Origin of the sequence: Erysipelothrix aquatica (assembly GCF_009828775.2) — a bacterium.
Taxonomy (GTDB): Bacteria; Bacillota_I; Bacilli_A; order Erysipelotrichales; family Erysipelotrichaceae; genus Erysipelothrix; species Erysipelothrix aquatica.
Genome location: NZ_WTSY02000006.1, coordinates 17,895 through 32,604 on the forward strand (window position 1 = coordinate 17,895; position 14,710 = coordinate 32,604).

Sequence of the window (14,710 nt, forward strand, 5' to 3'; positions counted from 1 at the left end):
GATTAACGTGCTGTAGCAAAGAGTTCCGTTTCAATAGAAGTTAATGTGTCCAATTTCTCTTGAACCAATTTATGTTTTGATAGGGTGAGGAGTTTGTAAACAAATTTACCGTTTTTTTCATTGGAAAATTCAAAATTTCCAAGTTCACGGATTAGCGCAAATTCCTCACTGTTCAACTTACGATCAGCCACGATTACAAGGCTAATGGCCTTCGCAACATCAATTGAGTTGGTAGAGTCTAAAAGCGGTTTGAATACAGTTTTATAGAATGCACGATAACTGACAAAGCGGTGCAATAAAAATAAGAAAATAACAAGGAATAACCAGCCAGTTAAAGCTGCAGGAATAATGCTAAGGAACATTAGCGCATACAAGCCAATCATGATATAGATACTGAGTCGCAACGATACATGACTATAAAGCGATTTCTGATGTTGGTAATAATCAACAAGTAAAATGTCAGAAATAGTATCTTGTTTCTCATCAACACCTAAGCAATAGGTTACAGAAACATTGGGTTGGGTAAATACAGTTTTATCGACGAGATACTTGCGTTCTAAAGCAGTTTCGCGCTCAACAAGGTAGGTAGCAGCTTTGGGAGTTTCTTCCTTCTTAAAAAAGCGAAACCCAAACTTTACTTTATCTAACGTATACCCTTTCGCAAAGGCTTTGTCCAATTTTGCTTGGACTTCTTGGGGTGAATTAAGGTGATTGATTAACTGAATCATAAGGTTGCCTCATTTCTATTAATCCCAACATATCATAATAAAGGATAAGATACTACATTCGCATTTGCATTTTTAGTGTATAAATAACAAAAGTGTGAAAAACAACATAAAGTATTTGTGAAAATAAGAAAAAAATTTGGTATACTAAGCGTGCTAATATAAATATAGAAAGTATGATGCCCATGAAAAAAATTGCAATCGTTTGCGACTCATCCGTGTCGTTCACCCCTGAAGAAATCAAGCATTTTGATGTGAAAATTGCGCCTTTAACTGTCATGAATAATAACCATGCATACATTGATGAAGTGACAATCACAAAAGAAGAGGTAAACAACCTACTTCGCAATAAAGAACGTGTGACAACATCCCAACCAAGTATTGGATTTATGATTGAATTGTTTGAATCGATGGTTGATGAAAACTATGACCATGTTTTCGTCCTAAGTATTGGTACGGCGCTTTCCGGATCCTATCCATCATTCCAACAAGCCGTTAATGAAAGTGGACTTCAAAATACAACAGTTATAAATACGCATACGATTACAGGACCCGTTCAACAAGCTGTCCGTGGTATTCGAGAATACAACGCACGCGGCGAATCCATTGAAACAATTCAAAGTATGCTCGACAAAATTTTCTCGGATACAATTTCATATGTCTATCCAGAGACATTAGAACAAGTTGTGTTAAGTGGACGTATGTCCAAGACAGCACAAAAAATTGCGTCATTACTTCGGGTAAAACCGATGCTCTATTTAGAAAATAAAGGGGTATCTATTGAAAAACGAAGTATTGGACGTACTGATCGTAAAGCATTCCAAGCGCTTGTAGACGATATGACGACGCATCATGTAAAACCAGAAACGCATGACCTTTACTTACTTGAAAGTGAGGGGATGGCGGTTCTTGAAGCATGTCGTGATTACCTTTTTGAAAAACTAGGGACCTTCAAATACTATATTATTCCACTTCCTGCAGCTGTAGCAACCCATGCAGGGCTGGGAACTATCGCCATACAGTGGGCACCAAAATTCTAATCACCGCAAGGTGATTTTTTTGTATACATAAAAAAAACATACAAAACCGATTAAAAACAACGAGTGGAAGTAATGCATGGTAAAATATTTGTATAGGAGGGATCTCTCATGTTCCACAAACACGTACATCAAGCGTTTAAGTCTACCGTTGAAACCGCGTTCTACCATAATCACGTTATTCCGGTTAAAACCCGCGAAGCAGCATACCGCATGTCAGAAACTGCACCTGCTACCATTGTCACAGATCTTGTTGTGAATCATACAGAAGCACTTGGCCTTCCCCAAAATGCAAAAGTTCTCGTTGATAACAACGGTTCCGTCGTTGGAAGAACTGCACGTGCGCGCCATATTATCGACAGCCCCAAAGACATGGCATTTGTTAAACTTGTTCAAGATATCATTGTAAACAACCATAATCGGCCATTTTACAGTTCCTGTGTCTATGTTGGATTGGATGATGACTTTCAAATGAATGTGCACATCATGATACCTCAAGGTCACGAAAACAACCTCTATAATACAATGATGAATTTTGAAACTGGTTGTATCGAAAATCCAAAGGGAGAACAGTTCATTTATGTCGATCCTGAATGGCGTCATCCAGACTATCCTCATGGGCTCGTACTCTTAGACCCTCACGAAGATGTTGCTGTCATTTTAGGACTAAACTATTTTGGTGAAATTAAGAAAGCAATTCTTTCTTTAGCATGGAATGCAGCGAAACGCTACAACTATATCCCTTGTCATGGTGGCCTAAAATACATGAAAGACGGTGAACATGAACAAGTCATGGCTGCGTTCGGGCTTTCGGGATCTGGTAAATCTACAATAACATTTGCTCAACCCAAAGCAACTACAGAGGTTAAAGTCTTACATGATGATGCATTTATCATTCATGAAGAGACGAAACGGGCGATTGCACTCGAGCCATCGTACTTTGATAAGACTGCCGATTATCCGATGGGTCATGATGCGATTGAAGCATTCATTACGGTTCAAAACAACGGCGTAGTTCGTGATGAGTCTGGAAAGCTTGTATTAAAAACTGAAGATGTCCGAAATGGTAATGGTCGTACCATCAAATCAAAATATTGGACTGATAATCGCATCGATGCGATCGATACGCCACTCAAAACAGTCTTTTGGATTATGCGTGATGATGCCTTTCCACCTTGCGTGCGTTTAGACGATCCTGTTTTAGCGGCTGTTATGGGCGCAACCATTAGTACAACGCGTAGTAATGCTGAAAATACGGATGAGGTTGGAAAATTGGTCATTGAACCGTATGCAAATCCATTCCGACTCTATCCACTTCTGGAAGATTATACACAGTTTAAGTCACTGTTTGAATCAGAGGATGTTACGGGTTATATCTTGAATACGGGATATTTCAATGGTGAAAAGATTAAACCTGAAGATACGATGAAAGTAATTCATGATATTTTAACAGATACTGCGGTATTTGAACCTTTCGGATCACTTCCCAAAATGTCATATGCTGTATCCGATGCGTTCACTCCAAACTTTGATGATGTTGACTATTTAGAAAAACTTCGTCGTACATTTACCCTTCGCGAGAAATATTTATTGGATGCGGATGAATGGCATTGGCTTCCTAAAGAAACCTATTCCATCATCAAAAACATCCTCCAAGAGATACACTAATAATCTATTTTTTCACAAGTGAATTGTCAAAGCTTGCTTAAGCGGAACCGTAAAAAGCCACTCAAACGTGGCTTTTTATGTGAAAATATGGCTTAATAAGTGAGTAATCCCATAGTGTACCCCAAGTGTATAGGGTGTTTATTGAGTGTTTTTTGGACTGGTTAAGTATTGTTGTAATCGCTTTCCGGCATTATGATGAATGTACATTCTGATAAAGAATTATCCACAGGGAGGAGAAATATTATGCCTATAGCACTAACAGTGTTGGCGTGGGGAATGATCGCTGTATTCCTATTCTTGATAATGAAGAAAAAATTATCACCATTTACAGCTTTGATCATTGTTCCACTTGTATTTGCATTAGCAGGGTCTTTCATGGGACTCTACACGGATCAAATAGTTGAAATTAAAAAACTAGCTGATCCATCAATGGTCACATTCATGGACCAAATTTGGATTCTAGGGGACTTTGTTCTTGATGGAATTAAGAAAACATCGACAACAGGTATCATGTTACTCTTTGCGATCTTCTACTTCGCATTGATGCTTGATGCAGGGATGTTTGATCCAATTACTCGAGTCATGATTAAATTCGCGAATGGAGATCCATTAAAAGTCTTATTCGCTACTGCAGTTGTTGCAGCAACCGTATCACTGAATGGTGATGGAACGACAACAACGCTGATTACATGTACCGCATTTATACCGCTTTATAAAAAACTGGGCATGAAGATGATGAACTTGGGTGTTCTTGTTATCCTCATGAACACAATTATGAACTTACTACCATGGGGTGGTCCTACAGCCCGCGTTATCTCAGTATTACCTGAGCTAAACGGAATGGACTCAGAGGTTCTTCGTGCAGTTGCACCTGGAATGATCTTAGCAGTTATCTATATGTTAGGTGTCTCAATCTACATGGGATTCCAAGAACGTAAACGTATTGGAATCAAAGTATTATCAGAAAAAGAATTACTTGAACTTACATCAACAGATGATGAAGAAATTCTAAAAATTCGTCGTCCACACTTATTCTGGCCAAACTTAATCCTTACATTAACAATTGTTACATTGCTAATGATGGAAGGAACATTCCCATCAGTATTCTTGTTCCTTGTAGGTACAGTTATTGCATTAATGATGAACTATCCAAACCTTAAAGATCAAAAAACGCGTTTACACGAAAACTCAGGAGACGCAGTTGCTGTTGTTATCTTAGTACTTGGTGCTGGGGTATTTACAGGATTATTTACAGTTTCAGGAATGTCAGATGCATTAGCAATTAGCTTAACAAAAATTATTCCTGCAAGCTTTGGTCGTTTCTGGGGTCTTGTTGTTGCCTTCTTGTCAGCACCAGGTACATTCTTCCTATCAAACGACGCATTCTACTATGGTGTGTTACCAGTGCTTACAGAAGCTGGTGCAACATACGGATGGACACAAATGGAGTTGGGAGTTGCTTCACTCTTAGGACAAGCATTCCACTTACTCAGTCCACTCGTTGCCTTCATCTACTTACTCTTACAAATGACAGAGTTAGATATGGGTGAATGGCAAAAAGAATCAGCAAAATGGGCATTGGGAATCTTCGTGATTTTCATCCTCGTAGCTGGATTCACAGGTGCTGTACCATTCCTTAAATAACAAACTAAAGCTGGTATTTCGCAATACCAGCTTTTTGTAACTATTTACAACGATTCTGATGAAGGAGACTGCGATTGCGTAAAAGGTAAAATCTTAGATTGTACGACATAGCTTAGTCCCATTGATAAGCAATCTGTTGGTAAGAAGATTAACCAATATGTGACAAGTAACTTTGAAAGTGGCAGTACCGTACCAGTATTAATCTTCAGATTGAAGTACAAGATTGGAAGGGCTACAGCATATAACGAGAGGCTACCAGCACCGAAGGCAAGCCAACGTTTTCCTTTCGGGAGTTTATGAAATAACGTGTTGATGATGAAGACCATAGGTATAAAGCCAAGAATAAATCCAAATGATGGCGATAAGATAACTTGAAAACCACCACGACCACCAGCAAAAACTGGAAGTCCGATTAAACCGATAAGGGTATATGTCAGAATTGCGAAAAGTGCTTGTTTACGCGTAAGGCAAATAGCCGTTAAGCTAACAGCAAATACCTGAAGCGAGAAGGGAACAACGGGGAGTGGAATGACGATATAAGAACTAATCGCAATAAATCCTGCAAAAAGTGCAGCGAGTGTTAAATCTTTAGTTTTCATTTTTGAAACTTCCTCCAATGCTGACTTCGCCAGCGTTTAAAATATGACGGTTGAGTTCAACGTCTTCAACAATGAGATAGCCATGCTCGTCGATATCGACAGCAGTATAAGACTGATCTGGATCGTTGTTGACATGAACGACTTCACCTAAAACAATGCTAGATGCTTTATACTCATTCAACAATGCCGACCGATTCTGTGGGATTCCTCGGTAAATGTCATAGAAATTATTAATGATAGCACCGACTAATTGATTTCGATCAATGGGTTGGGATACTACGGCATCTAAAGCAGTGTAGATACTTTGAATGGATTCTGGTAATTGGGAATCTGTATAAACGTTAATTCCAAGTCCTAAAATTAAATAGCGATAACTGCTGGATTCGAGGACAATTTCACCTTCGGTTAAAATCCCGCACAATTTGCGTTTATGACTATAAATATCATTGAGCCATTTAATATCAACATCAACATCGTAAAGGTGTTTAATGCTTTGGACTACTGCTACTGCGGCAGCAATCGTGAGTAGCTGCGTATCTTGCAGCGCAAGGTTAGGACGCAGAATAAAACTCATGTAAACCCCATTTTTGGAAGGGGAGTAAAATGAGCGTCCCATGCGTCCACGACCTTCGGTTTGAAGGTCAGAAACAACAACATAGTCCTTAATGTCACTATCTTGTGCTAGCAGTTTGGCATAAGTGTTGGTTGAATCAACGGATTCCAAATACTCAACATCTTTAATCAAACCGTCGTGAACATGTGTTAGAATTTGTGACTTTGATAGATTACCGTTTAAATCAACGAGGCGGTAACCTTGATTGCGAACTGACTCAATTCGGTAGCCTTGAGCCTTAAGTTTTTGGATTTCTTTCCATACATTAGCGCGTGTCATCCCAAATTGGGTGGCAATCGTTTCACCGCTGATAAAAGATCCCATATTGTTTTCCAGTATTTCTAAAACTGATGGCGTCATAAAAGCCTCCTTATGCATGCTAGAATATCATGCAAATCAGGCATTGTAAACTCAAATTATATAAATAGTTTACAATAGGTGTTTTTTGGATGTTCAGACACGTAAAAAACACCATAAAATCATATATCCAGAAGTGTATACATTATAATAAGAGAGTAGAAAGAGCAGGTACTGGCATGTTTTGGAGAAAACGTAATAAAGTAGAATCCGTTGAAGATAAAACTGTAGCACCAACGCCAGTTGCCGCCCCTCAAATTCCATTGGTTGACTTCACTGAAGCAATCACAGATCAAGAGGAGCACGATACGGTAGCTGTCATTGCTTCTGCAATTTTATCTACAAGCTTTGATGATGCGACAGTTAAGATTAAATCAATCCGTCGTATTGATCAAGACAAAGAAGCTGCAGCGTTGATTGCAGCAAGTGTCCTGGCACACGATAAGCCAGAATCAACCTTTAGGTTGGTAAGTATTACTGAGGAAGGGAGCAATTAGAATATGCTTAGAAAATTTAGAGTAAAATTAAACGACAAAGAATACGTTGTTGAAATGGAAGAAATTGGAAATCCAGAAGGTTTATCCTTTGCACCTGCTGCACCAGTAGCAGCACCTGCACCGGTCGCAGCCGCAGAGCCAGTAGCTGAAGCAGCACCTGCAGCAGCACCTGCAGCAGCACCAGTTAGTGTTGAAGGCGGAACAGAAGTTATTTCACCAATGCCAGGAAATATCTTATCAATCGCTGTTAAAGTTGGTGACGTAGTTACTGAAAACCAAGTATTACTTGTTCTTGAAGCAATGAAAATGGAAAACAATATTGTCGCACCACAAGCAGGAACTGTTGCTGCAATTTATGCAGAAAAAGGATCAGCTATTGACGTTGGACAAGTCATGGTCATCATTAAATAGTAAAGGAAGGAAAGACATATGGATATTTTAATTCAGGGGATAATGCAAATCACAATACCACAGATTATTATGATGGTAATTGGATTAGCACTCATCTATTTAGGAATTGTTAAAGAATACGAGCCAACGCTTTTAGTACCAATGGGTCTCGGCGCGATTCTTGTTAACTTCCCGAACTCGGGACTTATTACACAACCAGGAGGGCCAGAAGGTGTTCTAAACATTCTTTTTGCCGCAGGGATTGAAACAGAACTCTTCCCACTCCTTATCTTTATTGGAATTGGAGCAATGATCGACTTTGGACCATTACTTCAAAACCCATCAATGTTACTTTATGGAGCAGCAGCACAATTCGGAATCTTCTTTACGATTGTGGTTGCAGTAATCGCAAACTTTACGTTACCACAAGCCGCTACAATCGGAATTATCGGAGCTGCTGATGGACCTACATCAATCTTTGTTGCTAACAAACTTGCACCAGAGCTCTTAGGACCAATCACTGTTGCCGCATACTCATACATGGCTTTAGTACCAATCATCCAACCTGCCGCAATCAAATTAGTCACAACTAAAAAAGAACGCGCAATTAAGATGAACTATAAAGCATCTGGTGTATCAAAACGTACGAAGATTCTCTTCCCAATCATCATCTCAGTAGTTGCTGGATTTATTTCACCAGTTTCATTGCCACTTGTTGGATTCTTGATGTTTGGAAACTTACTTCGTGAATGTGGTGTTCTTGATCGTTTAAGCCTTACAGCACAAAATGAATTGGTTAACCTTGTTTCGATCCTTCTTGGATTCACCATTGCAATGAAAATGACAGCGGGAGAATTCCTCAATGTTCAAACATTATTAATCATTGCGTTTGGTCTTGTTGCCTTTATTATGGACACAATCGGTGGTGTACTCTTTGCAAAATTCATTAACTTATTCCGTAAAGAAAAAATTAATCCTATGATTGGTGGTGCTGGTATTTCAGCCTTCCCAATGTCCGCACGTGTTGTTCAAAAACTTGCGACAGAAGAAGATCCACAAAACTTCGTACTCAACTACGCTATTGGAGCGAACGTGTCGGGTCAAATTGCATCAGTTGTTGCTGGTGGAATGATCCTCATGTTCTTCGCTTAATAAAGGAGTATCAATATGACATTAAACTTAAACATGGCAGATATTATGCCAGCATTGGAAATTATGGTAATTGGAATGGGTGGAATCTTTGCCGCATTATTAATTATTTATGCAGCAAGTGCCATCTTACTTAAAGTCTTCCCAGAAGACAAAAAATAATCGAAAGGGGTGCGCCAGATGTCAGAAATTCGTCGAATGCACATCAAACGTTATCGTGATGAATATGAACAATGGGTTTCGTTCTTAAACGATGCCAACATTCGTCATGAGGACAATGTCGATTATACTTATGGAGTTTTTGAAGGGGATACGTTAATTGCGACGGGATCCATCTATCAAAATATTCTAAAATGCATCGCCGTGTGTAAAAAGTACACTGGAGGTGGAACCTTGAACCAACTTATCTCATTCTTAATGAATGAGGTGTTGGACAACGGTTACACGAATGTGTACGTTTATACAAAACCCAGCGCGGTTGAATCCTTTAAATACTTAGGGTTTAAGCAAATTGCCGCTGTCGGTGAAGACCTTGTATTCTTAGAAAAAGCAATGAATGGTTTCGATCGTTATCTTGAACGCATCGAACCCTATCGAAAAGAAACAGGCGTAAGTGCAGCCATTGTTATGAATGCAAATCCGTTTACCAAGGGACATCAGTACCTTGTTGAATATGCGACGATGCATGCTGACCATGTCTTTGTGTTTGTTCTTTCTGAAGATGCGTCCACATTCCCTGCGAGTGTGCGTCGTGATCTTGTAGAAAAAGGAACAGCGCACTTTGCAAATGTGACGGTCCTTGATACTGGAAACTATATGGTATCCAATCAAACCTTTCCGTCATATTTTCTCAAAGAAGATGTGAGTGTGACCGCGGTTCAAGCGACTTTAGATGCAACCATCTTCAAAAATATCGCAACCGTTATGAATATAACGAAACGCTTTGTTGGTGAAGAGCCATATTCTGAAGCAACCGCCATCTATAACCAAGCCTTACAATCTGTTTTAGAACCTGAGATTCATCTAAATATTATCCCACGTAAAGAGATTACTGGAGATGTAATTAGTGCTTCAAGGGTCCGTAAAGCGCTTTTCGAAAATGATTTAGAGCTAGTTCAAAAGCTCGTGCCAACGACCACCTATGACTACTTAATGTCAGAGGATGGTCAAACACTCATCAGTGAGATTCGAAATGGAGGAACATCAATTGGCAAAATTTGAAATTAAAAATCAAGCGGTAGCCGGTACGCTGGAATCATCAGATTTACAGATTATGATTGACCAAAACGCTGGTAAAGGAATTGAAATCGACCTACAAAGTAGCGTTGAATTCCAATTTGGAAAACAAATTCGTAAAGTTGTCGAGGAAACACTTGCGAATCTTGGAGTTACGGATGCTAAAGTATCAATCGTTGATCAAGGAGCATTGGACTGTACCATTAAAGCACGTACCATAGCAGTTGTTCACCGTGCATCAGGTATTACACAAAATATCGATTGGGAGGCATTAGAATCATGGAACGTTTAAGAAGAACAATGATGTTCATTCCTGCAAGTAATCCAGGAATGTTACGCGATGCAAACTTATACGGGGCTGATTCCATTATGTTCGACCTCGAAGATTCAATTTCACTAAAAGAAAAAGATACATCACGATTCTTAGTCTACCAAGCAGTAAAAACACTCGATTTTGGAACAACTGAAACCGTTGTCCGTATCAACGACTTAGCCCAAGGTGGTCGTGACGACATCCATGCGATGGTTCGTGCAGGAATCGACGTTATTCGTCTTCCAAAAACGGAAACAGCGCAAGATGTTATTGATGTTGAAGCAATTATGCTTGAAGCTGAAAAACAATCCGGTCGTGAAGAAGGATCTACTAAGATTTTTGCAGCGATTGAAGGTCCAATGGGTGTCCTCAATGCGTATGCAATTGCAACTTCAAGTCCACGTATCGTGGGAATCGCTATCGGGGCAGAAGACTATGTTACTTCAATGAAAACACGTCGTTACCCAGAACGTAACAGTGAAGAACTATTCTTTGCACGTTCAATGATTGTACATGCTGCCCGTGCAGCAGGTGTTGCTGCAGTTGATACCGTCTTCTCAGACGTTAATGATCCAGAAACACTTCGCCGTGAGACAGAATTAATTCGTCAACTCGGATTCGATGGAAAATCTGTCATTAACCCACGTCAAATTCCTATCGTTAATAGCGTTTACCGTCCTACAGACAAAGAAATCAAAAACGCGAAAGACGTTATTGCAGCAATCGCTGAAGCTGAAGCAAAAGGTTCAGGTGTTATTGCATTAAATGGAAAAATGATTGATAAACCAATCGTAGAACGTGCTGAGCGTGTCATCATGCTTGCACGCGCTGCTGGAATCGATGTAGACGGGGAGGTACGTTAATATGCCAAAAAATAAAGTCGGACGTGAAATTCCTACAGAATACGCAGAAAAATTTGGAATGTTTGTTGATCAATTTGATCGCAAGCCAACATACCAACGTAATGCCGCAACTGTAACTGCAGTATTACCTGGGGAATCAAAACTACGTGAATCCATTAAAGATGTCATTATTGAAACAGGTTTAAAAGATGGTATGACCGTATCATTCCACCACCATTTCCGTGAAGGGGATAAAGTCCTCAACATGGTTATGGAAGAAATTGCGAAACTTGGAATTAAAAACTTAACACTTGCATCAAGTTCTATCGCAAACGTTCACGAACCAATTATTGACCATGTCAAAAATGGTGTGATTACAAATATTACATCAAGTGGACTTCGTGATAAAGTTGGAGCAGCTGTTTCTAATGGACTCATGGAAAACCCAGTTGTGATCCGTTCACACGGTGGTCGTGCACGCGCAATCGAAATGGGCGATATTAAAATTGATGTTGCCTTCCTTGGAGCTTCCAGTTCAGATGAATATGGAAACTCAAATGGATCACATGGTAAAGCAGCATGTGGATCATTAGGGTATGCGCGCGTTGATGCAGAGTTTGCAGAAAAAGTCGTCATCATCACAGATACACTTGTACCATACCCAAATACACCAATTAGTATTCCACAAAACCACGTAGATTACGTTGTTGTCGTTGATTCAATTGGTGATCCAAACGGGATTGCTAAAGGTGCAACACGCTATACAACAGATCCTAAAGAACTTCTAATTGCTGAATATGCAAGTAAAGTTATCCAAGCATCTCCATACTTCAAAGAAGGATTCTCATTCCAATCAGGAACAGGTGGATCATCTCTTGCAGTTGCACGTTACCTAAAAGATGCAATGATTGAGAAGAACATTAAAGCAGGATTTGCTTTAGGTGGACTTACAGGTCACTTAGCAGAAATGCATGAAGAAGGCTTAATCGATACATTAATTGATACACAATCATTTGATCGTGGTGCGATTGATTCCATCAAAAACAATGAAAAACACTATGAAATCAGTGCTTCAATGTATGCAAACCCAGGAAATAAAGGTGCTGCTGTTAACATGCTTGATGTCGTTGTACTATCTGCTCTAGAAGTTGATACTAAATTCAATGTTAACGTTATGACTGGTTCTGATGGTTTAATCCGTGGTGCTTCAGGTGGACATAGTGATACCGCTGCAGGTTCAAAACTCAGCATTATCCTTTCACCAGTTGTGCGTGGACGTATCCCAACAATTGTTGATGACGTTAATACTGTTATTACACCAGGACAATCGATTGATGTCGTTGTTACTGAAGTAGGGATTGCAATTAACCCATTACGTCAAGATCTAATCGAACGTTTCAAAAATGTTGATATTCCGCAATTCACCATTGAAGAACTTCGTGATCGTGCTTATGGAATCGTTGGAACTCCTGAGCCAATTCAATATGGAGATAAAGTGGTTGCATTAATTGAATACCGTGATGGTAGCTTAATCGATGCAGTGCGCCAAGTTAAACGTGACTAAATATCACATTGATCAGAGTGTAGAGGATGCTTTTGAAGTAGGACCTGTTCCGACGCTTGAAGCAGTCCTTGCACATCGTGATCATCGCATTCAGTTCCAACAACAACTTGTGTCGCTTTATCCGAATGCAGTTCTCATTGCATTAAAGGTCAATATGCCAGGTCCTGTTAAAAACAATGAACTGATTCAAACACTCTTAGAACTTGGAATTGAACACTTGCATGCAGCCCTGAATGCTGCAGCACTTGAAACGATCTATACGAAAACTGTGAATGCCATCACAGGTATCGAATATTTCATTGTCGTCAATACATCACAAATTGACCTCATAAAAAGACTCACAATTCAACTCGAAGATCAAAATGCACTTGGAAGACTCTATGACTTTGATGTTTATAATTCAAAAGGATCACTTTCTCGTGAAGATCTAGGATACGATGGCCGCCGTTGCTTGATTTGTAATGAATCAAGTAAGGCGTGTGGTCGTAATCGAACACATACAGTTAAAGCTTTGCACAAAGCAATGCAAAATATATTAATTAAAGAAGGGAGTGTGACGTTTAATGACGAAACACGTTAAAATCACCGATACAATCTTACGTGACGCACACCAAAGTCAAATTGCAACGCGCATGACAATAGAACAAATGATTCCAGTATTGGAAACACTTGACCATGCTGGATTCGAAAGTCTTGAAGTATGGGGTGGTGCAACTTTTGATGCATGTATCCGTTTTTTAGGAGAAGATCCATGGGAGCGACTCCGTACAATCCGCAAACACGTAAAAAATACCAAGCTCCAAATGCTATTGCGTGGTCAAAACCTTCTTGGATACAAACACTATCCAGATGATGTTGTGGATGCGTTCATCCAAAAATCTATTGAAAATGGTATTGATGTCATCCGCGTTTTCGATGCTTTAAATGACTTACGAAACTTAGAGCAATCTGTTAAATCAATTATTCAACATGGTGGTCATGCACAAATGACAATTTGCTATACAATTAGTGAAGTTCATACAGATGCATACTATGTTCAATTGGTTAAAGATATGGAAGCAATGGGTGCACATTCAATCTGTATTAAAGATATGGCTGGAATCCTGACTCCAGCACGTGCTGAAACTTTAGTCCGTCTCATCAAAGAAGTGACAGCATTACCAATTCATGTTCATACACACTCAACAAGTGGTATTGCCGAAATGACATACCTTAAAGCTGTTGAGGCAGGAGCAGATGTAATTGATACAGCAAACTCATCATTTGCTGGAGGGACAAGCCAACCCTCAACAGAATCCATGGTTATTGCATTACGCGAACTTGGATACGACATTGATGTGAACCTCGAAGACTGCCAAATTGTCGCGGATCATTTCAAAGCTGTAAAAGAAACATTCAAAGAGAGTGGTGTCTTTAATCCAAAAGTTCTCGAAACAGATCCAAACACGCTAATTTACCAAGTTCCAGGGGGTATGTTGTCAAACCTTCTCTCACAACTAAAAGAAGCGAAACAATTGGATAAATATGAAGAAGTACTTGCGGAAGTTCCAAGAGTGCGTGCCGATATGGGATATCCTCCTTTAGTTACCCCATTATCGCAAATGGTTGGTACACAAGCCGTTATGAACGTCTTGAGTGGTGAGCGCTACAAACTGATACCAAACGAAATTAAAGAATACGTCAAAGGTTACTATGGTAAATCTCCAGCTCCGATTGCTGCTGAGATAGTTGAAAAAATCGTAGGTAAAGATGCAGAAATCGTAACTGTCCGCCCAGCTGACCTCCTACAGCCAGCTATGGCAACATTTGCGAAAGAAGCGGAAGCATTTGCAACGACAACAGAAGATGTCTTGTCTTATGCATTATTCCCACAAATTGCTACTCCTTTCCTTAAGAAAAAACAAGATCCTTTCTACGATGTACCTGAACAAATCGTAACGATCGTAATCTAAACACACGCCTATAATGTGTGTATTATACATCAAGACCAATGACCTTGATGAAACTTTGAACACTGCACTTTTCCCTGCAGTGTTCTTTTTTACAGCAAATAAAAAAGCACCACAATGTGGTGCT

Annotated in this window: 16 protein-coding genes; 13 read left to right on the forward strand and 3 right to left on the reverse strand. The window is 39.6% G+C overall.

Features of this window, described 5'->3' with window-relative positions:
• Nucleotides 1–2 precede the first annotated feature (2 nt).
• Nucleotides 3–728 carry a hypothetical protein gene (locus tag GVV20_RS02805; RefSeq protein ID WP_159740902.1) on the reverse strand — a complete coding sequence of 242 codons (726 nt, stop codon included), beginning with the start codon at nt 726–728 and terminating at the stop codon, nt 3–5.
• A 182-nt stretch (nt 729–910) separates the two neighbouring features.
• Between GVV20_RS02805 and GVV20_RS02810 the strand changes: the two genes are divergently transcribed.
• The 3 genes from GVV20_RS02810 (at nt 911) to GVV20_RS02820 (ending at nt 5,074) form a co-directional block, all read left to right on the forward strand.
• Nucleotides 911–1,765, forward strand: coding sequence for a DegV family protein (locus GVV20_RS02810; RefSeq protein WP_159740903.1), 855 nt, complete (start codon nt 911–913; stop codon nt 1,763–1,765).
• Nucleotides 1,766–1,873: 108 nt separating this feature from the next.
• Nucleotides 1,874–3,430 (forward strand): phosphoenolpyruvate carboxykinase (ATP), encoded by a 1,557-nt coding sequence (locus tag GVV20_RS02815; RefSeq protein WP_159740904.1) that lies wholly within the window; start codon nt 1,874–1,876, stop codon nt 3,428–3,430.
• 243 nt (nt 3,431–3,673) lie between these two features.
• Nucleotides 3,674–5,074 (forward strand): CitMHS family transporter, encoded by a 1,401-nt coding sequence (locus tag GVV20_RS02820; RefSeq protein WP_201287529.1) that lies wholly within the window; start codon nt 3,674–3,676, stop codon nt 5,072–5,074.
• Between the two features lie 44 nt (nt 5,075–5,118).
• On the opposite strand, the gene GVV20_RS02825 is transcribed toward GVV20_RS02820, so the two are convergent.
• Both GVV20_RS02825 and GVV20_RS02830 read right to left on the reverse strand, forming a co-directional pair.
• A complete protein-coding gene (locus GVV20_RS02825; RefSeq protein ID WP_159741024.1) occupies nt 5,119–5,673 on the reverse strand; it encodes a biotin transporter BioY in 555 nt (184 codons plus the stop codon).
• Entirely contained in the window at nt 5,663–6,646 is a 984-nt protein-coding gene (locus GVV20_RS02830) for a biotin--[acetyl-CoA-carboxylase] ligase (protein ID WP_159741023.1), read from the reverse strand. The genes GVV20_RS02825 and GVV20_RS02830 overlap by 11 nt, the downstream gene beginning before the upstream one ends.
• 176 nt (nt 6,647–6,822) lie before the next feature.
• On the opposite strand from GVV20_RS02830, the gene GVV20_RS02835 reads away from it, so the two are divergent.
• From GVV20_RS02835 to GVV20_RS02880, 10 genes are read left to right on the forward strand one after another with little or no spacing between them, the layout of a single operon-like run.
• Nucleotides 6,823–7,140 carry a hypothetical protein gene (locus GVV20_RS02835; protein WP_159741022.1) on the forward strand — a complete coding sequence of 106 codons (318 nt, stop codon included), beginning with the start codon at nt 6,823–6,825 and terminating at the stop codon, nt 7,138–7,140.
• Nucleotides 7,141–7,143: 3 nt separating this feature from the next.
• Entirely contained in the window at nt 7,144–7,551 is a 408-nt protein-coding gene (locus GVV20_RS02840) for a biotin/lipoyl-containing protein (RefSeq protein WP_159741021.1), read from the forward strand.
• An 18-nt stretch (nt 7,552–7,569) separates the two neighbouring features.
• Complete coding sequence (locus tag GVV20_RS02845) at nt 7,570–8,682, forward strand: sodium ion-translocating decarboxylase subunit beta (RefSeq protein WP_159741020.1); 1,113 nt, start codon at nt 7,570–7,572, stop codon at nt 8,680–8,682.
• A gap of 15 nt (nt 8,683–8,697) precedes the next feature.
• The gene (locus GVV20_RS02850) at nt 8,698–8,841 is read left to right on the forward strand and encodes an OadG-related small transporter subunit (protein ID WP_159741019.1); all 144 of its coding nucleotides are present in this window, start codon (nt 8,698–8,700) and stop codon (nt 8,839–8,841) included.
• A gap of 18 nt (nt 8,842–8,859) precedes the next feature.
• Complete coding sequence (gene citC, locus GVV20_RS02855) at nt 8,860–9,900, forward strand: [citrate (pro-3S)-lyase] ligase (protein WP_159741018.1); 1,041 nt, start codon at nt 8,860–8,862, stop codon at nt 9,898–9,900.
• Nucleotides 9,887–10,207: a citrate lyase acyl carrier protein gene (gene citD, locus GVV20_RS02860; RefSeq protein WP_236261792.1), complete on the forward strand. Its 321-nt coding sequence runs from the start codon at nt 9,887–9,889 to the stop codon at nt 10,205–10,207. Before citC ends, citD begins: the two co-directional genes overlap by 14 nt.
• Nucleotides 10,195–11,091, forward strand: coding sequence for an aldolase/citrate lyase family protein (locus GVV20_RS02865; RefSeq protein WP_159741016.1), 897 nt, complete (start codon nt 10,195–10,197; stop codon nt 11,089–11,091). Before citD ends, GVV20_RS02865 begins: the two co-directional genes overlap by 13 nt.
• A gap of 1 nt (nt 11,092) precedes the next feature.
• The gene (gene citF / locus GVV20_RS02870; RefSeq protein ID WP_159633598.1) at nt 11,093–12,634 is read left to right on the forward strand and encodes a citrate lyase subunit alpha; all 1,542 of its coding nucleotides are present in this window, start codon (nt 11,093–11,095) and stop codon (nt 12,632–12,634) included.
• Nucleotides 12,627–13,214 (forward strand): citrate lyase holo-[acyl-carrier protein] synthase, encoded by a 588-nt coding sequence (gene citX / locus GVV20_RS02875; protein ID WP_159741015.1) that lies wholly within the window; start codon nt 12,627–12,629, stop codon nt 13,212–13,214. Before citF ends, citX begins: the two co-directional genes overlap by 8 nt.
• Nucleotides 13,198–14,586, forward strand: coding sequence for an oxaloacetate decarboxylase subunit alpha (locus GVV20_RS02880; protein WP_159649391.1), 1,389 nt, complete (start codon nt 13,198–13,200; stop codon nt 14,584–14,586). The genes citX and GVV20_RS02880 overlap by 17 nt, the downstream gene beginning before the upstream one ends.
• Nucleotides 14,587–14,710 lie beyond the last annotated feature (124 nt).